The organism is Buchnera aphidicola (Takecallis arundicolens), from assembly GCF_964058945.1.
Taxonomy (GTDB): domain Bacteria; phylum Pseudomonadota; class Gammaproteobacteria; order Enterobacterales; family Enterobacteriaceae; genus Buchnera_L; species Buchnera_L aphidicola_AH.
The window spans coordinates 188,214-211,786 of record NZ_OZ060369.1 but is presented as its reverse complement, the minus strand read 5'-3'; the positions used below and the strand labels follow the sequence as shown (position 1 = coordinate 211,786).

Genomic DNA, 23,573 nt, shown 5'->3' with positions numbered 1-23,573 from the left:
ATTTTGTATTTCATAAAATATAATATGTAGAACTATATTTTAATTGGATTAATATTATTTACAGTAGAAATTGATATTACATCAAAAAATAAAGAAAATTTTTTAATTAAAGTTTTTTGAACAATATTAACAGATATATTATTTTTTACTGTATACATTTGAGTCATAATAATTTTTGCATCACCACATGGATTAATATATTTAAATGGTGTTAAATCCATATTTACATTTAATGCAAATCCATGTAAAGAATAATATTTTTTAATACGTAATCCAATTGAACAAATTTTTTTATGTTCAACATAAATTCCTGTTTTAAAATTATTACCAATAATAGTAAAAGAAAACAATGTATTTAATACAACATATTCAATTAAGAATAATAATTGCCTAATATTCATTTTTAATCTTTTTAAATCTAATAATAAATATACAATTTGTTGTCCTGGACCATGATATGTAATTTTACCACCGCGATTAGCGTATATCACTGGAATATCATGAATAAACTTCTTATTTTTTTTTTGAAAAACTTGTCCCTGCGTATACACTGGATCATGTTCTACAAACCAAATTTCATCTATTGTATTTTGATTACGTGAATTAGTAAAATAATTCATATTATCAAAAACATACTGCCATGAAGATTGTTGAAAATACCGAATAATAACATATGGTTTTTTAAAATTAGTAGAAAAAATATTCATATATAATAAAAAATATATTTTTATATTAAAATAATATACATCATTTATAAAATTTTAGTCAAAATAACTTTAATACTTGCAATAATAAATTCAATACCAAGTGACATTAATAATAAACCCATTATTTTTGTTAAGATACTAATCCCAGTCGATCCAAGTACTTTAATAAAGTATGGTGCAATTTGAAATAAAATCCAACATAATAATGAAAATAATAATATTACTATAATGCATCCGATAATGTTGTTCCAATTAGTATGATGTGTACTCCATATAATAGTTGAACTAATTGCTCCTGGACCAGCAATTAAAGGCATAGCTAAAGGTATGATACTAATATTTTCTTTATTATATAATCCTTTATTTTTATTTTTTTTTTTTACTAAATTATTCATTAAAGTTCCATTAATCATGGATATTGAAATACTAATAATTAATATTCCACCAGCAATTCGAAAAGACTCTATAGAAATATCAAAAAGATTTAATATGATATTACCAATAGATAATGACACAATTAGAATACAAGCAGCAGCAATGTTTGCAATGATATTTATTTTATTTCTTTCTTTACTGGAATAGAAACCAGTCATACCAATAAAAATAGGAATCATACCAATAGGATTAATTATAGCAAATAATCCTGCAAAAAAATGTAAATAAATTGCAAAATTTGAATTTAAACTATCCAAGAATTCTCCTCAGTTATATAAATGTTAACATAAAATTATATACTATTTCATGAAATATAATTAAAAAACTATATAATTCCATTTTTTATCTTAATAATATAAAAATTATTTAATATATTAATTTAAGTATAAGGTCGTGCCAAAATAATACGTTCTTCAATTTTAAGATCAATAATAATGACTGTTATAACATTAGAAACACGATATAATTCTTTATTATTCAAATATAAAATTCCATTCTGTTGATCACATATTAATTCTGTTTTCATGTTTGATATATATATAATTGGAATAAATATTCTAGCCCCATTGATTAATAAGCGTGCTTTAATACCAGATGGTAAAATATCAAAAATTTTAGCTTCAAAAATTTTTTGTATTGTATTATTTTTTTGAAAAAAGTTTATATATAACCAATTTTCTATATTTTTTTTAATAACTTTATGACGACGTTTACAGTTTGCAATATTTACTACAATATTATGACTTGGTTTGGTAGAAGGATATCCTAAAATAACATTTTTTAATAATCTATGGTTAATCATATCACTATATTTACGTATTGGTGATGTCCATGTTAAATACTCATTTAATCCTAAAGCAAAATGTGGTTTTGGTGTTAAACTAAATGTTCCTAAAGATTGATATCGTCGAATTCGATTATCGATATAACAATTTGGCAAAGTATTTAACATACGATATAATTCACAAAAACCTATTAAAGTAGCGATTTTTTTATAATTCATGTTAATACCATTATTTTGTAAAAATAATGCAACACGTTTAGCATTAATCATATTAAATCCAGAATGAACATTATAAATACCAAATCCTACATGTTTTGATAAGAATTTCGCTGCACTAATATTCGCAATAATCATAGCTTCTTCTACCATTTTATGTGCAATATTTCTATATTCTAAAGAAATTTTTATAACATCCTGATTATTAGAAAAATGAAACTTATATTCTGGATTATCTTTAAATATTAATGCATATTTTTTTCTCCATGATATTCGTCTACAACATAATTGATGTAATAAATTTAATTGATTAGCGATATCTACTGTACCTGGTTTCCACACTTCTACACCCTGAATCCAATTTGAAACATTATTATAATTTAACTTTTCATGAGACCGTATCCAAGCTAAAAAAAAAATAATGTTTTTAGAAATATCACCACATTTATTTATACTAACTTCACAAGCTAAAACTGGTTTTTTTTTATTAGGATGTAAAGAGAGTATATCTTCTGATAACTCTATTGGTAACATTGGAATACTGAAACCAGGCAAATAATTTGTAAATAATCGTTTAGCTGCTAAAATATCTAACGTACTTCCTGGACTAATATATGCAGTAGGATCTGAAATTGCAATAATAATTTTAATTTCAGAATTATCAATTTTTTTTAAAAACAACGCATCATCTATATCTTTAGTTTTTTCATCATCAATGGTAATAAATTTTAAATGTGTTAAATCTTTTCTAGGAATATTATTATTAAAAATAATATCATAAGAAGTCATTTTTGGAAATTTATATTCTATTTTATAATGTGATAAAATGACTTTCCAAGGTAAAAATGTATCATTCCCTGAAGCAATAAATTTAACTAACCTAACATAAAAATCTTTAAAACCGTTTAACTTATGATGTAATAATTCTGCAATAAACCAATCTCCATGCTTAATATTTGGAAATTGAATATTATCAATACTACACAGAATTAATTCTTTTAAAAAGGGATAATTTGGTTGAATAAAAAAATCCATTCCTATTTTTTTTATATTACCAATAAAAGTATTTAAAAATGATTTAATTAACTTTATGGGTTTAGCAAAAAGTTTATTTTTTTTACTTAAAATTATAACTAAAACTTTATCTCCATGCATAATACAATTAATATATTTTTCTGGAATAAAATAATTTACTTTATGTTGTGAACGTAAAAAACCGAATTTACGATTGTATTTTTTTACAATGCCTATAACATCCGTACTATGAATAATTATTTGATCTTTGAATTTACTGACTATATTTTTTTTTAACATATAATAATTCCAAAATATTTAAAAATAAAAAAAATACCTATTTATCATGTATTAAAACAAATGATTCATCATAGATATACTAAAACCACCATCAACATAAATTACTTGCCCAGTTATTCCACTTGATAAATTCGAACATAAAAAAGCAGCAGTATTACCAATTTCATCAATTGTAACTAAACGCTTAATTGGAGAAAAATTTTTTGAATGTTTTAATATTTTTTTAAAATTCGGAATACTATATGAAGAAATTGTTTGTATTGGGCCAGCGGAAATTGCATTAATTCTAAATCTATTTTTAGTAACATTATTTGCTATGTATTTTACATTAGATTCTAAAGATGCTTTTGCAACACCCATAACATTATAATATGGTATTGCGATTTTTGATCCCAAGTATGTTAATGTAACTATTGCAGAACTAGGATTTAATCTATTATGACATTCTTGAATCATAGCAACTAAACTATATGAAGTCATATAATTTGTTTTGTTAAAATCACTTTTATTAACAGAAGTAATATAATTATCTGAAAATTGTCTTTTTGGAGCATATGCAATAGCATGTACGAAACCATCAAAATTGTCCCAATATTTAAATAAATTTATAAATAATTTTTTTATATTATATTGATTTAAAAAATTACAAGTTATTACAATATTGGAATTAAAATGTTGAGCAATTGCTTGAATTTTTTTTTTATTTTTTTTATTTAAACAAGTAAATGCTAAAGATGCACTTTGTTGATTCATTGCTTGAGCGATTCCATATGCAATAGAAAATTTATTTAAAATACCAGTAATTAAAAATTTTTTATTTTTTAAAAATCCCATGTTGTTCCTTAAACTTAAATAAGCATTTATATACAAAACCAGTAGTTTTTTGTACTTATTAAGATAGTTTATTTATGTAATTCTTCAACTAATGAAATCGCACAACCAATGTAATTATCAGGCTTGATTTTTTTTAATTTTTCTTTTTCAAATTCAGGAATTTCTAACGTATTAATATATTCATGAATATTATTTTTATTAATAACCTGACGTCTTGTTAGATGTTTTAATTGTTCATATGAATTTGGAATACCAAAACGACGCATTACAGTTTGAATTGGTTCAGCTAATAATTGCCATTTATCATATAAATCTTTCTGAATATTTTCATAATTCACTTCTATTTTTTTTAAACCTAATAATAAAGAATCATATGCAACAAAAGAATAACCAAAAACTACACCAACATTACGTAATATCGTTGAATCACGTAAATCCCTCTGCCATCTTGATATTGGTAATTTTAATATCATATAATTCATAATCGCATTTGATAATCCTAGATTTCCTTCAGAATTTTCAAAATTAATTGGATTAATTTTATGAGGCATAATAGAAGATCCAATCTCATTGTCTGTAACTTTTTGACGAAAATAATTTAATGTAATATACCCCCATATATCTTGATTAAAATTAATTAAAATAGTATTAAATCGTATAATACAACTAAATATTTCAGACATATAATCATGCGGTTCTATTTGTGTAGTATATGGATTCCATTGTAAACCTAAATTAGTAACAAAATTTTGACTAATTTTATGCCAATCAATATCTTTATAAGCGGCTATATGTGCATTATAATTTCCTGTTGCTCCATTTATTTTTCCTAAAATATTTATATTTTTTAATTGTATAAGTTGTCTTTTAAGTCTATAATAGAAATTAATTATTATTTTACCTACAGTAGAAGGTGTTGCAGGCTGTCCATGTGTTCTTGATAACATACTAATGTTTTTAAATTTATAAGATAAACATTTAATAACAGATAAAATTTCTTTCCAATATGGTATTAAAATTTCAAATATAGTTTTTTTAATCATGCACGCATATGCTAAATTATTAATGTCATCTGAAGTGCAAGCAAAATGTATAAAATTAATTATTAAATCATGATCCCGTACTTTACAAGTAATTTTTTTTTTTAAAAAATATTCAATAGCTTTTATATCATGTTTTGTAGTTTTTTCAATATGTTTAATTTCTAAAGCATCATCATAATTAAAATCGTTAACTATATTATTTAAAACTTGGTTAATACTATCATTAAAGTTCGGTAATTCAGTAATATCTGGAATGAACGATAATTGTTGTAACCATCGTATTTCAATTTTTACTCTAAACTTTAAAAAACCGTATTCACTAAATATATTTTTTAACATTAATGTACTTTTATGATATCTTCCATCAATTGGTGATATTGCTGATAAATAAAAATCATTCATATTATAAAATCCTAAAATACAAGCATTTATTATGATAAGTTATATGATATATTTAATATAATGGAATTGCCTGTGTAATGATACCGCCCCCTAAACAAATATCTTGAGAATAAAATACTACTGATTGTCCAGGTGTAATAGATGATTCTGGTTTTTTAAAAATAATTTTTATTGAAAATATATTAATAAAAAATATCTGACATGATATATCTTTTTGACGATACCTTGTTTTAACAGTACAAACTAAACCATTTAAAATATTTAATTTATGTATCCAATGCACATTAAAAATAATAGCACCAATAGAAAATAATCTAATATTGTTATGTCCTTGAGCCACTATTAAACTATTTTTCATTAAATTTTTACTAATAACATACCATGGTGTATTTTTTTTATCGAATTTACCACCAATTCCTATTTTTTTTCTTTGTCCAATAGTATAATTTATTAAACCATTATGTGTGCCAATAATATAACCTTGTTCAGTAACAATATTGCCTTTTCGACTACTAATAAATCGACTTAGAAAATGAAAATTTTTATTAGGACCAATAAAACAAATTCCAGTAGAGTCTTTTTTGTTTGCATTATGTAATTTTATTTTTTTTGCAATAGTACGAACTTCTTGTTTTGTTAAATGACCAATTGGAAATAATATTTTTTTTAATTTTTCCGAACTTAGTGTATATAAAAAATAACTTTGATCTTTATTAATATCTACACTTCGAATTAACATAGGTTTTTTATTAAAATATTTAATTTGTGCATAATGTCCAGTAGCAATATAATCTGATTGTAATTGATAAATTATAAAATCAAATAGTACACCGAATTTTATTTTTTTATTACATAAAATATCAGGATTAGGTGTTTTTCCTTGTTGGTGTGATAATAAAAAATTTTCAAATACATTATCCCAGTATTCTGCTGAAAAGTTAACTTCATGTAAATAAATACCCAATTTTTGACATACTTGTTTTGCATCATTTAAATCTTTAGAAGAAGCACAATAATTAATAGTATCATCTTCTTCCCAATTTTTCATAAAAATTCCTGATACTGTATATCCTAAATTTAATAAAATATGTGCTGATACTGATGAATCAACACCACCAGACATTGCAAGAATTACTTTTTTATTTTTCATAAAATTATATTATTATATTAAGTATGATTATATAAATATAAATTAAAAAATTATTAATAAAAAATTGTATTATAGTATATTTATATTTTTTTTGCGTTTAATATGTAAATATATTACAATAATTGTTAATCTTATAAAAAAAATACTGTATTACATATTTTTATTAAAAGAAAAAATAAAATTATGCAAAACATAAGAAACTTTGCCATCATTGCACACATTGATCATGGAAAATCGACACTTTCAGATCGATTTATTCAAATATGCGGCGGTTTAACAAAAAGAGAAATGTCAAATCAAGTATTAGATTCTATGGATTTAGAAAAAGAACGTGGTATTACTATTAAGGCGCAAAGTGTAGCAATTAAATATACTTACCAAAATAACAAAAAATTTTATTTAAATTTTATTGATACACCAGGCCATGTAGATTTTTCATATGAAGTATCACGATCATTAAATGCATGCGAAGGAGCTTTATTAATTATTGATGCATGTCAAGGTATTGAAGCACAAACACTTGCTACTTGCAATATGGCATTAAATATGAATCTAAATGTCATTCCTATATTAAATAAAATAGATTTACCAACAGCAAATCCAAATAGAGTGATTCAGGAAATACAAGAAATTATTGGACTTAATCCAAAAAATATCGTACAATGTTCTGCAAAAACTGGAAAAGGAGTAACCAATGTCTTAAACAAAATTATTACAGATATTCCACATCCTTCAGGATCTAATAAATCTATATTACAAGCCTTAATTATTGATTCTTGGTTTGATAATTATTTAGGTGTAATCTCTTTAGTACGTATTAAAAATGGAATATTATCTTTAGGTACAAAAATTCAAATTTTGAGTACAAAAAAAAATTATTTAGTACATCAAATAGGTATATTTACACCAAAATCAAAAATAAAAAAAAAATTAACATGTGGTGAAATTGGATGGATTACATGTGGAGTTAAAGATATTACAGCATTTTATGTAGGTGATACTATTACTACAGCAGATCAACCAACACAAAATATTATTCCTGGATTTAAAAAAATACATCCTAAAATATTTGCCGGATTATTTCCAGTCGAAACTGAACAATATGATAACTTTAGAATTGCTCTTGGTAAATTAAGTTTAAATGATTCTTCACTATTTTATGAACCAGAAAACTCTGATGCTTTAGGTTTTGGATTTAAATGCGGATTTTTAGGTATATTACATATGGAAATAATACAAGCTAGATTAGAAAGAGAATATCATTTAAACATAATATCTACAACACCAACCGTTATGTATGAAATTAAGACTATAAATGAAAAAACTATTTATTTAAACAATCCAAATTCTTTATCTAAAATAAAGAATATCAAAGAATGTAGAGAACCAATTGCAGCATGTAATATTTTAACACCAGAAAAATATGTTGGTAAAATTATTATGTTATGTTTACAAAAAAGAGGTATACAAAAAAATATTATCTATCATGCACACCAAGTATCATTACAATATGAAATACCTATTTCAGAAATTATTATAAATTTTTTTGATCAGTTAAAATCTATTTCTAATGGATATGCATCTTTAGAATATAATTTTAAGTATTTTAAAAAAACTGATATAGTATGTTTAAAGATATTAATTAACTCTGAAAAAATAGATGCATTATCTTTAATATTTCATAGAAATAATATATATAACAAAGCAAGAGAAATTGTTGAACGCATTAAATCACTACTTCCAAGACAACAATTTAATATTTCAGTACAAGCTGCTATTGGTAATAATATCATTGCTAGATCTACTGTAAAACAATTACGAAAAAATGTATTATCAAAATGTTATGGAGGAGATATTAGTAGAAAAAAAAAATTATTAAAAAAACAAAAAATAGGTAAAAAAAAGATGAAAAAAATTGGTAATATTAATATACCAAAAGAAACATTTTTTTCTATACTATCTAACTAAAATATTAAAAAATTAAATAAACAGGATAAAAATACGATGGACAACATATTTTTAGATATTTTATCAATATCAGTATTTTTTACAGGATTATTATGGATTTCTGAAAAATTTTTTAATTTTAAAAAAAATAAAAATATATTTCAATCAAATATAGAATTACAAAAGAAAAATTACATATTAAATAATAATAAAACATACAAAAAAAGTTGTAAATTAAAAAATATAAAATCATTATTTCCAATTTTGCTTTTAGTATTTATTATTCGGTGTTTTTTTTATGAACCATTCTATATCCCTTCAGAATCTATGATGCCAACATTATTACCTGGAGATTATATTATAGTAAAAAAATATTTTTATGGCATAAAAAATCCGATTACCAATAATATTTTAGTGAAATATCATAGCCCAAAAAGAGGAGATATTATTGCATTAAAAGATCCTAAAAATTCACGTAAAAACTTTGTAAAAAGAATTATTGGTTTACCTGGTGATAAAGTAGTATATGATTCTATCAATAAAATACTTACTATTTATTCAAATTATAATACAATAAAGAATAACAAAAAAATATCCTTTAAACAATATGTCTTTGAAAAATACAATACCAATAGCGTTGTTGAAAATAAAAAAATGCAAGAAACTGTATCGGACGTTGAAAAATTTAACAGTAATGATAATATTTTAAATTATAATTGCATGATTTATAAAGAAATTCTTGATCATTATAAATATAACATACTAATATCACATGCAAATAAAAACACACCAAAATTGTATTTTCATCAAGATAAACAACCAACAGGAACTTGGATTATACCACCTAAAAATTATTTTGTTTTAGGAGATAATCGAGATAATAGCTGTGATAGTCGTTATTGGGGTTTTGTACCAGAAAATAAAATTATTGGTAAAGTAGATTATATTTGGATGAGTTTAGAAAAAAAAGTAGGAAAATGGCCTACTGGAATTAATTTACATCGTATTGGTACAATTAATTAATTTTAAATTAAAAATTTTGACTTAATATGAGTTATATCGTGATAAAAAAACTACAAAAAACAATAGGATATACTTTTAAAACGAAAGAAATTTTACAACAAGCTTTAACACATTGTAGCGCAAGTAGTACACATAACGAAAGATTAGAATTTTTAGGTGATTCAATTTTAAGTTTTGTAATTTCATATGCATTATATAAACACTTTCCTACTATTAATGAAGGTGATATGAGCAGAATGCGAGCAAAATTGGTACAAGGTAATACTTTATCAAAAATTGCATGTGAATTTCAGTTAGGACAGTATGTAACGTTGGGACCAGGGGAAATAAAAAGCGGGGGTTCACAACGAGAATCAATTTTAGCAAACACAATCGAAGCTTTAATTGGCGGTATTTTTCTAGACAGCGATATTCAAACTATAGAGAATTTAATATTAGGATGGTATGAATCAAGATTAAAAAATATTCATCCAAATAATACAAAAAAAGATTCAAAAACTAGATTACAAGAATATTTACAATCTAAACATTTACCTTTACCAGAATATATTATAGCACAAGTATATGGAGAAGCACATAATCAGCTCTTTACGATAGAATGTAAAATTTTAGACATTAAAAATCATGTCATTGGTTTTGGTTCTAGTAAAAGAAAAGCAGAAAAAAATGCTGCAAATGCAGCGTTAATAAAATTAGGAATTGTATGAAAAAAGATATTACATATTGCGGATACATTGGTATTGTTGGACGAACAAATGTTGGTAAATCTAGTATTTTAAATCAATTAATTGGTCGTAAAATATCAATAACATCACATAAATCTGGTACAACTCAAAAAAATATTGTTGGTATACATACTATAAAACAACACCAATGTATATATATCGATACTCCTGGAATTGAAATTGATAGAAAAAATTTAGAAAAAAATTTATTCCAAAATAAATATTGCATGCAATTAATTATTTTTGTTATTAATAAAACAAAATGGTTACAATTAGAAGATATTATCTTACAAAAAATAAAAAAATTTTTTATACCAATAATTTTAATAATTAATAAAATTGATCATATTAAAAATAAAACACAACTTTTACCTTTTATTAACTTAATCCATAAAAAACATCAATTTTTATCAATTATACCAATTTCTGCTAAAACTGGAAAAAATATTAATATATTATCAAATACTATATCAAATAATTTACCAAAATCAAAATATATTTTTTTACAAAATAATATTACAATACATTCAAAAGAATTTATTATCTGCGAAATAATTCGAGAAAAATTAATTCGATTATTAAATCAAGAAATTCCATACTTAATAAAAGTCCAGATTGAAAGATATTGGATAAACAGTTGTGGCATACATTGTATTTATGCTATAATTTTATCACAAAATATTAGACAAAAAAAAATTATTATTGGTAAAAATGGAAATAAAATCAAAAAATGTTATTTATTAGCTAAACATGATATACAAAAATATCTAAATAAAAAAATTATACTTACCTTAAATATTAAAACAGTAAAAGCGTAATATAAAATGTCAATCATAGGAATTGGATGTGATATTATTTATTTACAAAGAATAAAAAAAATAATTAATATTTTTGGTATGAGATTTGCAAAACGAATTTTATCACCTAAAGAATTAAGTAAATTTTTAAATATTAAGAATAAATCAAGTTTTATTGCTAAACGTTTTGCTGTAAAAGAAGCATTATTTAAATCTTTAGGTTTTGGTATAAGAAATGATATCAAATTTAAAAATTTTGAATTAATACATAATAAACTTGGAAAACCAAAGCTTGTTTTTTTAAAACAAGCTAAAAAAATTTTAATAAAAAAAAATATTAAATCTATTCATGTTAGTATTAGTGATGAAAAACAACACATTTTTGCTGTAGTAATTTTAGAAAATTAATATTTTTAATATAAATATTGATATATACGTTAATTTCTTTTTTTTTTAAAAAAGTCCTTTATTAAAAATGTACATTTTTTAAAAAACATAGATTCATCAATTGTAATTTTATTTTTTAACTTATTAAAAATATATGTAGTATTATATTCCTGCTCTTTTTTAAATGTATGTTTTGTTCCTATCACTAATCTTGAAATACGGCTATGTATAATAGCCCCTAAACACATAATACATGGCTCTAATGTAACATATAATGTAGTATGTTTTAAACGATAATTTTTTAAAATTTGTCCACCTTCTTTTAAAGCAATAATTTCTGCATGTGCTGTTGGATCATGATTTTTGATAGAACAATTAAATCCAGAACCAACAAGATAACCATCAAACACTAAAACAGCACCTACTGGAACTTCACCATGGTATTTTGCTTGATTTGCTAAAAGTAAAGCATATTGCATCCATAATTGATCTTGAGTATTATCTAAAAAACTAACATTTTTAGAATGGTTAATATGCATGTATTATCTTAATATTTTTTTTACAATTATGTTTTTTTGTATATTCCATTCTTGTTTTTTAATATGTAACCGCTTATCTTGTTTAGATTTACCTCTTGCAACACCAATTTTTAATTTACACCAAGCATTCTTCCAATATAAAGCAAGAGCGATTAAACTATAACCTTTTGTTTTATACTTTCCATACAAAGTATGTATTTCTTTTTTTTTTAATAAAATTTTTATATTACGTTTTATATTTTGATTTAATGTACAAGATAAAAATTGATTAGGTTGTATACTTAAACCAATTAAGTAGATTTCATAATTTTTAAAAAATAAATAACCATTACTAATATCTACTGTTTTATTTCTGATTGATTTTACTTCCCAACCTTTTAATATTAAACCTGATTCCAATGTTTGTTCAATAAAAAAATTATAATATGCTTTTTTATTCTGTGTAATATTCAATATATTACTATTTTTTTTTTTTTTATCATAATTCTAATAACCATACAGTTGATTTTAACATTAAAAAATATTCAATATAAAAATACTATTTTGATACTACAACCATTGCAGGACGTAAAATACGTTCATGTAATTTATATCCTTTTTGCATAACTGTAATAATATAATTTGGCTTAGTATTATGTAAATCTGATACCGAAATTGCTTGATGCATTGAAGGATCAAATACAACATTAATATCATTAATAATAGTAATATTATATTTTTTAAATAAGTCATCAAATATTTTTAATATTTTTTTTAAATCTGCAGTAATAAAATTAAAATTATTATTCTCTAATGATAAAGTAAATGATTTTTCTAAACTATCAATATCAGATAATATTGAAAAAATAGTATTTGCTAAAGAATATTTATGAACGTTCTGTATATCTTTTTTGATTCTATTTAACAAAATTTTAACGTTTTTTTCAGATAGTTTTTTAATAAAAGATATTTTTTTCTTTTCGTCTAATATTAAATTTTTTAAATGATCAATTTGTGTTCTCATAATATATAATCATAGATATATTTTTAATACACTATCAAAGTGTATTATTTAATTAATTATTATATAAAGTAAATATAAAAAGTTATACAATTTTAGATTCCGCAATTAATGGAGCAATATATGATATTGCTGTATCCCAAGGTTGTTCAATCCAAACATTTTGTGGAATATCTATAATATATTTGTCAACCAATGTTAGACCATGTGGTTTTGCAAAAATAGTTACAAAATATGCTTTAGGATACATTTTTCGGATTAATTTAGCTGTACCACCTGTATCAACTAAATCATCTATAATAATAACATTCGAACTTGTTAAATTAGATTTTTTAATCAATTTAATTTTTTTTAAAGAATGGTAATTGTAACTAGATATACAAATAGTATCCACATGACGAATACTTAACTCTCTTGCTAATAAAGCTGCAGGTATTAAACCACCTCGACTGACAGCAATAATATTTTGCCACGGTCTAATATTCATGACTTTATAAGCTAATTTTTTAGTATATATTTGTAGCATATCCCATGTAACGATATGTTTCTTATTCATAAGAAACCCTGTAAATTATAAAATTTAAATTCATAGGAATTGATCGTTAGTATAACTAAAATTGTATTAAAAAATTATTTTTTAATATCATAAATACATAAAATTTAATAAAATAAAAAATATCATTAAATACAAAATACGGTGCGGACGGGATTCGAACCCGCGACCTCTGGCGTGACAAGCCAATATTCTAACCAACTGAACTACCGCACCAAAATAATTTTAAAAAATAATTTAATTCATCCATAAACAATTACCTAATTTTTCCATATATTTAAGATATCTTTTATGCTTTTTTTTTTCAGAATTAGTAGCTTTTAAAATATTTAATTTAATTTTTAAATTATAATCAAATTCTTTTTTAAAATCAGTTAAACTTGTTATGTTATCCAATTGAATTTGTTTTTGTAAACAAGTCATTCTCAAATATATTTTTGCAACTAAAAATGCATCCAGTACAGCGCTATGTATTTTTCTACTATTATTATTTATTTCATATCGATTACATAAAGCATCTAAATTATTTTTTTTTCCTGGAAAAATATTTCGTGCAATTTCAAGAGTATCAATTACTTTACAAAATTTATTAATAGTTTTAAAATTTTTATTTAATTTTTTAATTTCATAATTTATAAATGAAATATCAAAATTTGCATTATGCGCAATAATATCCGAATTTGAAATATATGCAATCAATTTTAAATATATATCTGAAAATAAAGGTTTATCAATTAAAAATTTATTTGATATTCCATGAATTTTGAAAGCTTCATTATTAATTTCTCTTTCAGGATTTATATAAACATGAAATTTATTATTAGTAATTTTCCTATTTATTATTTCTATAGCTCCAATTTCTATAATTTTATGATTTTTATATAACAATCCTGAATTATTTAATCCAGTTGTTTCAATATCCAAAGCAATTTTTCTATCAATTTTATTATTCATATTTTATTTTAGAAATTTTTTGGAGCTAAGCGGGATTGAACCGCTGACCTCCTGCGTGCAAGGCAGGCGCTCTCCCAGCTGAGCTACAGCCCCTATTTATATTAGGCTTAAGTGGATTTGAACCACCGACCTCACCCTTATCAGGGGTGCGCTCTAACCAACTGAGCTATAAGCCTATTTTAGCTGTCTTAATCAAAAAATTAATGTGGGCACATAAAAAATTAAGTTGCATTTATTATATAAGGAGGTGATCCAACCGCAGGTTCCCCTACAGTTACCTTGTTACGACTTCACCCCAGTTATGAACCACAAAGTGGTAAGCGTTCTCCTCAAGAGGTTAAACTACTCACTTCTTTTGCAATTCACTTCCATGGTGTGACGGGCGGTGTGTACAAGGCCCGGGAACGTATTCACCGTGACATTCTGATTCACGATTACTAGCGATTCCGACTTCGTGGAGTCGAGTTGCAGACTCCAGTCCGGACTGAGATACACTTTATGAGATTTGCTTGTCCTTACAGAGTAGCTTCTCTTTGTATGTACCATTGTAGCACGTGTGTAGCCCTGGTCGTAAGGGCCATGATGACTTGACGTCGTCCCCACCTTCCTCCAGTTTATAACTGGCAGTCTCCTTTGAGTTCCCGGCCGAACCGATGGCAAAAAAGGATAAGGGTTGCGCTCGTTGCGGGACTTAACCCAACATTTCACAACACGAGCTGACGACAGCCATGCAGCACCTGTCTCATAGTTCCCTAAGGCACTTCCTTATTTCTAAGAAATTCTATGGATGTCAAGACCAGGTAAGGTTTTTCGCGTTGCATCGAATTAAACCACATGCTCCACCGCTTGTGCGGGCCCCCGTCAATTCATTTGAGTTTTAGCCTTGCGGCCGTACTTCCCAGGCGGTCAACTTAATGCGTTAGCTTCGGAAGCCATTTCTCAAGGAAACAACCTCCAAGTTGACATCGTTTACGGCATGGACTACCAGGGTATCTAATCCTGTTTGCTACCCATGCTTTCGCACCTCAGCGTCAGTGTTCGTCCAGGAGGTCGCTTTCGCCACAGGTATTCCTCCAGATATCTACGCATTTCACCGCTACACCTGGAATTCTACCTCCCTCTACGAGACTCTAGAATATTAGTTTTAAATGCAGTTCCTAAGTTGAGCTCAGGGATTTCACATCTAACTTAATAATCCGCCTACGCGCTCTTTACGCCCAGTAATTCCGATTAACGCTTGCACCCCCCGTATTACCGCGGCTGCTGGCACGGAGTTAGCCGGTGCTTCTTTTTCAGGTAACGTCACAAAAAATAGGTATTATCTATTTTTCTTTCTTCCCTGACGAAAGTACTTTACAACCCGAAGGCCTTCTTCATACACGCGGCATAGCTGCATCAGGCTTTCGCCCATTGTGCAAGATTCCCCACTGCTGCCTCCCGTAGGAGTCTGGACCGTGTCTCAGTTCCAGTGTGGCTGGTTGTCCTCTCAGACCAGCTAGAGATCGTTGCCTTGGTAGGCCATTACCCTACCATCAAGCTAATCTCGTCTGGGTTCATCTAAAAGTGTAAGGTCGTATTATATAAATACGATCCCCTACTTTGGTTTCTCAACATTATGCGGTATTAGCTATCGTTTCCAATAGTTATCCCCCTCTTTTAGGTAGATCCCCAGATATTACTCACCCGTTCGCCGCTCGCCGACAAGAAAGTAAACTTTCTTTCGATGCCGCTCGACTTGCATGTGTTAGGCTTGCCGCCAGCGTTCAATCTGAGCCATGATCAAACTCTTAAATTCGTAACTGTCATTATTAAATAACAGTGTGAAACTTGAAAAACATGGTATTTCACCAAAATAGTTGGTGAAATTACATTTGGCAACTAATTTTTCTGTGCCCACATGAATTATTTGATTAATTTTTAAAGAGCGTATTCACTTAACTTATAATCTATATATTACATGATTACAAAAATATGTCAATATATTTTTTATTTTTTTTAAAAAATAAAAATAATACTAACAACCAATAAGTTTCTATTTAAATAGAATATCCTAATTGTATACAAAAATTATTTATTTTATTTATAGATAATAGTTTATTAAATGTATTACAATTAAATTATTTAAAAATATTAATAAAGTTAATATGAACATTAAAACTATTATAAAAAAAGATCTAGAAAAATCCATACTACAATCTAAAATACCAAAAAAATACCTTAATAATATTAAAATTAGCTCAAAATCTAAAATAGCACACTATCAAATTAATGGTATCATTAGTATTGCAAAAATTTTAAATTACAATACAAAACTATTATCAATAAAAATAATTTATTTTTTAAAAAAAAATATCATATACAAAGATATACAATACTCACATCCAGGATTTATTAATATTTTCTTAAACAATGAATGGTTATCAGATAAATTAGAATATCTAATATATTCTCACCGAATAGGATTACCAAAAGAAAAAAAAAAAAATATTATAATAGACTACTCATCTCCTAATATGGCAAAAGAAATGCACGTTGGACACTTAAGATCAACAATTTTAGGAGATACTATGGTACGCCTGTTAGAATTTTTAGGACATAATGTTATACGTGTCAATCATATTGGCGATTGGGGAGCGCAATTTGGTATGTTAATTGCATTCTTAAATATGAAATATGAAAAAAATAAAGATATTAATCTATCATTAAAAAATTTAGAAAAATTTTATCAAAAATCTAAAAAATTATATGATAAAAATCAAGAATTTAAAAAAAAATCATATGATTGTTTAATTTTACTACAAAAAAAATACAAGAAATATATGAAAATATGGAACAAAATTATAAAAATTACAATGCAAGAAAATAATAAAATATACAAATTATTAAATGTCACATTAAATAATAATCATATTACTGGAGAAAGTTTCTACATTCAATTCTTACCAAACATGATATTAGAGCTACAAGATAAGAAAATTGCACAAGAAAAAGATGGAAATATCATTATATATCTAAATCAAATGAAAAATAAATTCGGGAAACCCATGGGAGTAATTATACAAAAAAAAAATACTACATTTTTGTATTCAACTATTGATTTAGCATGTTTAAAATATCGTATTCAAACACTTAATGCAAATAGAATCATATATTACACAGATATTCGACAAAAACAACATTTTAATCAAATTGAAATAATAGCAAAAAAAGCAGGATATATAACACAAGATTTTAAATTAGAACACCATGCGTTTGGTATGGTTTTAACAAAAGAAAATAAACCATTTCAAACTAGAAACGGAAAACTAATTAAGTTAAACACATTAATAAAAACAGCAATTAATAAATCAAAGAAAATTATCAAACAAAAAAAACCATACCTAAGAAAAAATAAAGTATTATATTTATCAAAAATTATTGGTATAAGTGCAATTAAATATGCCGATCTTTCAAAAAATAGGGAAAAAAATTATATATTTGATTGGGATTGCATGTTATCTTTTCACGGAAATACAGCACTTTATATACAATATACATACACTCGAATTCAATCAATTCTGAAAAAATCGAAATTTTATCCATTAAAGATTTATTCAAGAATATTATTAAAAAAACAAACTGAAATAAATTTAGCTATTAAAATATTACAATTCCCAGATGTTATATACAATATTAAAAAAAATGGTAGACCTCATGTTTTATGTTTATACCTATTTCAACTATCCTCATTATTTTCAATATTTTATGAAAAATATCCTATTCTTTATACAAAAACTATTAAAATTAAAAAAAGTAGACTAAAAATATGTTTTTTAATAGCAAAAACAATTAAACTAGGTTTAAAAATTTTAGGAATAAAAACTGTAAATTTTATGTAAATTATTTACAATTCATAATTAATCCATTTTAATGAAACTAGTAATGATTATATTTTTGTCATCAGATATTTCTAAATCTGATAGTATAATTAATTTAGGAAAATATTTACGAAAAATAGATGATACAAAATAACGAATTATATTTCTTACTAATATAATTAATGGCGCATTAATGGAATGTTGTTTTTCAATTGATTTACGAATATTACTCAACAGTATTGTACTGATAGGTTCAACAAAACTCTTTCCAGAATGCATCATTTTTAATAAAAAATTTTCAAAATTTAAATCTAATCCTATAACATGTATTTTATTTTGATTAGGAAAAAAATGTTGAGTAATAAATTTTCTTAAAGATACACGTACTACACTAGTCAACTCATCCGGATTTTTATAAATCGTTGAATATTCGATCAACGTTTCTAAAATAGTTCTCATATCACGAATTGGAATTTGTTCTAATAATAAATTCTGTAATATTTGCTGTAGACAAGTTATACTAATCATATTTGGTATTAACTCTTCAATTAATTTTGGCATTTTTAAAGATATATAATCCAATAATTTTTGAACTTCATTTCTTCCAAATAAATCTTGTGAATAAGTTAACAAAATATTTTCTAAATGCATAATAATTATATATTGTGGATACATAATATTATATTTATCTTTTTTTGCTTTATAATATAATTTAGGTGATATCCATATAACTGAATCTTTAAAAATAGGATCAATAACATGATCTCCTAAAACTGGTTCTATAACATTTTTTGTACAAATAGCTATAAATTTAGATAAAAAAACACGTCCAGTACCGTATTCCACACCTTTAATCAAAATTCGATAACTAAATTTAGGTAAATTATTACTGAAACTAATATGTATAATATCAGGTAAAAAACCAATTTGTTTAGCAAATTTTTTTCGTAACTCTATAATATAAATAAACAGATTGTTACGATTATCAATATTAATCATTGATAATAATAATACACCTAACTCAATTCTTATTAAATCCTCCAAATTAACTTCATTCCAAGATATATCTTGTTTATTATGTTCATCACTAATCTTTGGTTCAAAGACACTAGATGTATTCAATACTACATATTTTAAATAATATACAAAATATGCAATAATCATTAACGCAACAGAAAATAATAAAAATATTAAATTAGGCATACCTGGAATTAAACCAAAAATTACTAAAAATAAACTACTTAATATAAAAACCTGAGGATGATAAAAAATCTGTTCAATCATTTGCTCACTAACATTTTGATTTGTACTAACTCTAGTTACAATAACTCCAGCTGCTATTGAAATAATTAATGCAGGAATTTGTGCAACTAGTCCATCACCAATAGTTAATAAAGTATAAATCTTACTCGCTTCATAAAATTTCATATTATGTTCAATAATACCAATAATTAAACCACCAAAAATATTAATGATCATAATTAAAATACCTGCAATGGCGTCTCCTCTAACAAATTTACTTGCACCATCCATTGCACCATAAAAGTTTGCTTCTTGAGCAACCTTGATACGACGTATTTTAGCTTGTTGGGCACTAATTAATCCAGAATTTAAATCAGAATCAATTGCCATTTGTTTACCAGGCATGCCATCTAACATAAATCGCGCACTTACTTCAGCAACACGACCTGCACCTTTTGTAATTACAATAAAATTAATAATTACCAAAATCATAAATATTATTATTCCAACTGAAAAATTACCTTCAACTAAAAAGTAACCAAACGACTCAATAACATGACCAGCAGAAAATGATCCTGTATGACCTTTAAGTAAAATAATCCTTGTTGAAGCAATATTTAATGATAATCGCAATAAAGTTAAAAATAATAACAATGTAGGAAAAACTGAAAATTCTAAAGTATTATGTATAAATAATGATACCATCAATACCAAAATTGACATCGTAATGTTAAAAGTAAATAATACATCTAACATAAAAGAAGGCAAAGGTAATATCATCATAGATAAAATCATAAAAATCATAGCAGGTCCGATCCATGCCTGCCACTTTATTTTTAATAAAATATATACTGTTCTAATAAAACTAAACATATTACGCATAGTATAAAGACTCATTAATCAAAATTTAAATATACAATATATAAATAAAGATGATAATTTTATAAAATATAATAAATATAAATCGCACGATTTAATATCACATGCTATACTATATTATTTATAAATACAATAATCAATATGAAAAATATAAAAAATTATAAATCAGTTTATTAGATTATTTCTTTAAATTCTTTTTTAACACCTTAAAATAATTTTTTTTTCTTTCATTATCTTTATATTCATCTCGTATTTGTTGATAAGTCATTTTTAAATTATTATAATAGCTAAATGTATTCCACAAAATATCAATAATCATAATAGGAATCAAACCAACTAATAAAAAAAAAATATAATTTAAAAAAATATTCAACCCTATTTGAAACGATATAAGATTTGGTAAAAAAACTAAACCAAGTATTTTTAAAAACATATATTTTAAATAAAAAAAAAATATTAAAAATATCACTAATATCTTTAACAATACTTTAAAAAAATTAATATATAATTCATATGAGAAAATATTTTTTATAATACGAAAAATATTAATACTAACACTACTAAATTTAATAAATTTTAAATTTAATGTAAAACCATTAAACATAATACAAATCATGATAAGAAAAATAATATATATCACAAAAAATAAAAACAAAAAATAAATAATCATATGTAATAAAAAAATAGATTTACTAAAAAAAAAACTATTATGGATAACAGAATGATTAAAAGAAAAATATAAAATTATTAACTTTAAAAACATAATAAAAATATTTTGACTATAAAAATAACTAATTATTATTCCAGATATTAACATTAAAAAAGAACTAACTTCGTGAGAATATTTTATGAAACCATGTTTTTTAGCTTGTTGAATTCGATAAATAGTTGGTTTTTCAGTTTTTTCTTGAAAATCTGATTGCATAATTGTTTCAATCCTATACATTTTAAAAATATTTTTCAAAACCTAAAAAATATTCTTTATAAAAAATTCATTTATTTTTAAAAAATATTATAACTTTAATTTAAAAAAAAAAATAAATTATAATTTAATATAAATCAACTATCATGAATATATCATTCAAATATGCGAACAAGTAAATATTTATTATATACCTTAAAAAATGTACCAAAAAATATTGATACAATTAGTCATCAACTTATGTTAAAAGCAGGATTAATACGACAATCACATAATGGATTATATACCTGGTTACCAAATGGATTAAAAGTATTAAAAAATATTGAAAAAATTATAAGACATGAAATGAATCTTGTCGGCGGTATAGAAATATGTTTTCCTATACTACAATCAGAAAATTTATGGAAACAAAGTAATCGATTTCAGCAATATGGAAATGAGTTAATTAAGTTATATGATAGACATAATAATCAATTTATATTAAGTCCAACATATGAAGAAATGGCAACAGAATTTATTAAAAAAGAAATTTTGTCGTACAAAAAACTACCAATTATATTATATCAAATACAAACAAAGTTTAGAGATGAAATCAGACCAAGATTTGGAATTATCAGGGCTAGAGAATTTATTATGAAAGATGCATATTCTTTTCACAAAAATTCTACTTCTTTAAGAGAAATATACCAAAATATATACTTAGCATATGAAAAAATATTTAATAAAATGCATTTAAAATTCCATGCTGTTCAAGCAGATTGTGGAATTATAGGAGGTAAATTTTCTCATGAATTTCAAGCATTATCGCAATTTGGAGAAGATAAAATTATATTAAAAAAAAAAAATCATCAAATTAATAATATTACATTATTAACAAAAAATTATATTATAAAAAATTTTTTTTACAAAAAAAAAATATATACAAAAAATATATATAACACAAATATACATAAATTAAATAAAATATTTTATTTAATGAAAAAAAAATGCATAAAAATATATATTATAAAAAATCCATATGATAAAAAAAATAAATTTATTGGATATATAATAAGAGGAGACCATATAATAGATATAAAAAAAATTATTAAAAAAAATATTTTTGATAATACAAAAAATAAAATAATCTTTCCAAATAAAACAGAAATTAAAAATATTATAAAAAACATAAAATTAAAAAAAATATATATTCCAATTGTTATAGATACTCATGTACTGTATTTAAAAAATGTTATACCTGTAACTATAATTAATGAAATACATTGTAAAATAAATTTTATGGACCATAATATAAAATCCATACAAGTACAGGACATTATATTTAATACAATTCATAAAAAAAATTATAAAATTCAAAATTGTATTGAAATAGGACACATTTTCCAAATTGGGGTTCAATATTCTAAGATTATAGATTTAAAAATACTAAATAAAAATAAATGTAAAAAATTGGTGCATATGGGATGTTACGGTATTGGTGTAACTAGATTAATTGCAGCTATAATTGATCAAAATCATGATAAAAATGGTATTATTTGGCCAAATATAATTGCTCCATTCCAAGTAGTAATTGTACCAATAAATTATAATAAATGTCAAAAAATAAAAAAAATATCTGAAAAACTTTATTTTGAATTCAAAAAAAATATAGAAACCTTATTAGATGACCGAAATGAACAAATAGGAGTTATATTTTCTGATATTAATTTAATTGGTATTCCTAACATTATTATTGTAAATAAAAATACAATAAATAACAATACTGTTGAATATCAAAACAGAAATAATATTCAAAATAAAATAATTATAGATATTAATAAAGTAAAAAATTTTATTGTAAATAAAATATATAAAACCGAATAA

Annotated in this window: 19 protein-coding genes, 3 tRNA genes, 1 rRNA gene and 1 pseudogene; 7 read left to right on the top strand and 17 right to left on the bottom strand. The window is 24.0% G+C overall.

What is annotated here, in order from left to right; genetic code table 11:
- Nucleotides 1–32 precede the first annotated feature (32 nt).
- The 6 genes from lipB to mnmA all read right to left on the bottom strand — a co-directional run bounded on the left by lipB (nucleotide 33) and on the right by mnmA (nucleotide 6,885).
- Nucleotides 33–707, bottom strand: a complete 675-nt coding sequence (gene lipB, locus AB4W50_RS00965) for a lipoyl(octanoyl) transferase LipB (RefSeq protein ID WP_367677298.1) — start codon at nucleotides 705–707, stop codon at nucleotides 33–35.
- 44 nt (nucleotides 708–751) lie between these two features.
- Nucleotides 752–1,399: a YchE family NAAT transporter gene (locus AB4W50_RS00960; RefSeq protein WP_367677297.1), complete on the bottom strand. Its 648-nt coding sequence runs from the start codon at nucleotides 1,397–1,399 to the stop codon at nucleotides 752–754.
- Nucleotides 1,400–1,521: 122 nt separating this feature from the next.
- Entirely contained in the window at nucleotides 1,522–3,456 is a 1,935-nt protein-coding gene (locus AB4W50_RS00955; protein ID WP_367677296.1) for an exoribonuclease II, read from the bottom strand.
- Between the two features lie 51 nt (nucleotides 3,457–3,507).
- A complete protein-coding gene (locus AB4W50_RS00950) occupies nucleotides 3,508–4,290 on the bottom strand; it encodes an enoyl-ACP reductase (RefSeq protein ID WP_367677295.1) in 783 nt (260 codons plus the stop codon).
- A gap of 68 nt (nucleotides 4,291–4,358) precedes the next feature.
- Nucleotides 4,359–5,735 carry an adenylosuccinate lyase gene (gene purB / locus AB4W50_RS00945; protein WP_367677294.1) on the bottom strand — a complete coding sequence of 459 codons (1,377 nt, stop codon included), beginning with the start codon at nucleotides 5,733–5,735 and terminating at the stop codon, nucleotides 4,359–4,361.
- Between the two features lie 52 nt (nucleotides 5,736–5,787).
- The gene (gene mnmA, locus AB4W50_RS00940) at nucleotides 5,788–6,885 is read right to left on the bottom strand and encodes a tRNA 2-thiouridine(34) synthase MnmA (RefSeq protein ID WP_367677293.1); all 1,098 of its coding nucleotides are present in this window, start codon (nucleotides 6,883–6,885) and stop codon (nucleotides 5,788–5,790) included.
- Between the two features lie 183 nt (nucleotides 6,886–7,068).
- Between mnmA and lepA the strand changes: the two genes are divergently transcribed.
- The 5 genes from lepA to acpS are packed head-to-tail and all read left to right on the top strand — an operon-like array spanning nucleotide 7,069 to nucleotide 11,785.
- Nucleotides 7,069–8,853: a translation elongation factor 4 gene (gene lepA, locus AB4W50_RS00935; RefSeq protein ID WP_367677292.1), complete on the top strand. Its 1,785-nt coding sequence runs from the start codon at nucleotides 7,069–7,071 to the stop codon at nucleotides 8,851–8,853.
- Between the two features lie 36 nt (nucleotides 8,854–8,889).
- Nucleotides 8,890–9,855 carry a signal peptidase I gene (lepB, locus tag AB4W50_RS00930; RefSeq protein WP_367677291.1) on the top strand — a complete coding sequence of 322 codons (966 nt, stop codon included), beginning with the start codon at nucleotides 8,890–8,892 and terminating at the stop codon, nucleotides 9,853–9,855.
- A 26-nt stretch (nucleotides 9,856–9,881) separates the two neighbouring features.
- Nucleotides 9,882–10,562, top strand: a complete 681-nt coding sequence (gene rnc / locus AB4W50_RS00925) for a ribonuclease III (RefSeq protein WP_367677290.1) — start codon at nucleotides 9,882–9,884, stop codon at nucleotides 10,560–10,562.
- Nucleotides 10,559–11,398 carry a GTPase Era gene (gene era / locus AB4W50_RS00920; protein WP_367677289.1) on the top strand — a complete coding sequence of 280 codons (840 nt, stop codon included), beginning with the start codon at nucleotides 10,559–10,561 and terminating at the stop codon, nucleotides 11,396–11,398. Before rnc ends, era begins: the two co-directional genes overlap by 4 nt.
- A 6-nt stretch (nucleotides 11,399–11,404) precedes the next feature.
- Nucleotides 11,405–11,785, top strand: coding sequence for a holo-ACP synthase (gene acpS / locus AB4W50_RS00915; RefSeq protein WP_367677288.1), 381 nt, complete (start codon nucleotides 11,405–11,407; stop codon nucleotides 11,783–11,785).
- A 29-nt stretch (nucleotides 11,786–11,814) separates the two neighbouring features.
- Here acpS and tadA read toward each other — a convergent pair whose 3' ends face one another.
- The 9 genes and pseudogenes from tadA to AB4W50_RS00870 form a co-directional block, all read right to left on the bottom strand.
- Nucleotides 11,815–12,303, bottom strand: a complete 489-nt coding sequence (gene tadA, locus AB4W50_RS00910; RefSeq protein ID WP_367677287.1) for a tRNA adenosine(34) deaminase TadA — start codon at nucleotides 12,301–12,303, stop codon at nucleotides 11,815–11,817.
- A 3-nt stretch (nucleotides 12,304–12,306) separates the two neighbouring features.
- Nucleotides 12,307–12,768, bottom strand: a pseudogene (smpB, locus tag AB4W50_RS00905) (SsrA-binding protein SmpB); the annotation flags it as partial.
- A gap of 73 nt (nucleotides 12,769–12,841) precedes the next feature.
- A complete protein-coding gene (locus AB4W50_RS00900; RefSeq protein WP_367677286.1) occupies nucleotides 12,842–13,306 on the bottom strand; it encodes a nucleotide exchange factor GrpE in 465 nt (154 codons plus the stop codon).
- An 82-nt stretch (nucleotides 13,307–13,388) separates the two neighbouring features.
- Nucleotides 13,389–13,859 carry a xanthine phosphoribosyltransferase gene (gene gpt, locus AB4W50_RS00895; RefSeq protein ID WP_367677285.1) on the bottom strand — a complete coding sequence of 157 codons (471 nt, stop codon included), beginning with the start codon at nucleotides 13,857–13,859 and terminating at the stop codon, nucleotides 13,389–13,391.
- 139 nt (nucleotides 13,860–13,998) lie between these two features.
- Nucleotides 13,999–14,072 (bottom strand) — tRNA-Asp (locus AB4W50_RS00890).
- A gap of 21 nt (nucleotides 14,073–14,093) precedes the next feature.
- Nucleotides 14,094–14,810, bottom strand: a complete 717-nt coding sequence (gene dnaQ / locus AB4W50_RS00885; RefSeq protein WP_367677284.1) for a DNA polymerase III subunit epsilon — start codon at nucleotides 14,808–14,810, stop codon at nucleotides 14,094–14,096.
- Between the two features lie 20 nt (nucleotides 14,811–14,830).
- Nucleotides 14,831–14,903: transfer RNA gene (locus tag AB4W50_RS00880), tRNA-Ala, on the bottom strand.
- 9 nt (nucleotides 14,904–14,912) lie between these two features.
- Nucleotides 14,913–14,986: transfer RNA gene (locus AB4W50_RS00875), tRNA-Ile, on the bottom strand.
- Between the two features lie 64 nt (nucleotides 14,987–15,050).
- A 16S ribosomal RNA gene (locus AB4W50_RS00870) occupies nucleotides 15,051–16,605 on the bottom strand.
- A 349-nt stretch (nucleotides 16,606–16,954) separates the two neighbouring features.
- Between AB4W50_RS00870 and argS the strand changes: the two genes are divergently transcribed.
- On the top strand, nucleotides 16,955–18,688 hold the full coding sequence (gene argS, locus AB4W50_RS00865; RefSeq protein WP_367677283.1) for an arginine--tRNA ligase: 1,734 nt from the start codon (nucleotides 16,955–16,957) through the stop codon (nucleotides 18,686–18,688).
- 18 nt (nucleotides 18,689–18,706) lie between these two features.
- On the opposite strand, the gene AB4W50_RS00860 is transcribed toward argS, so the two are convergent.
- Together AB4W50_RS00860 and AB4W50_RS00855 are read right to left on the bottom strand one after the other, a co-directional pair.
- The gene (locus AB4W50_RS00860) at nucleotides 18,707–20,791 is read right to left on the bottom strand and encodes an FHIPEP family type III secretion protein (protein WP_367677282.1); all 2,085 of its coding nucleotides are present in this window, start codon (nucleotides 20,789–20,791) and stop codon (nucleotides 18,707–18,709) included.
- Nucleotides 20,792–20,966: 175 nt separating this feature from the next.
- Nucleotides 20,967–21,713, bottom strand: a complete 747-nt coding sequence (locus tag AB4W50_RS00855; protein WP_367677281.1) for an EscU/YscU/HrcU family type III secretion system export apparatus switch protein — start codon at nucleotides 21,711–21,713, stop codon at nucleotides 20,967–20,969.
- Nucleotides 21,714–21,875: 162 nt separating this feature from the next.
- Between AB4W50_RS00855 and AB4W50_RS00850 the strand changes: the two genes are divergently transcribed.
- The gene (locus tag AB4W50_RS00850) at nucleotides 21,876–23,573 is read left to right on the top strand and encodes a proline--tRNA ligase (protein WP_367677280.1); all 1,698 of its coding nucleotides are present in this window, start codon (nucleotides 21,876–21,878) and stop codon (nucleotides 23,571–23,573) included.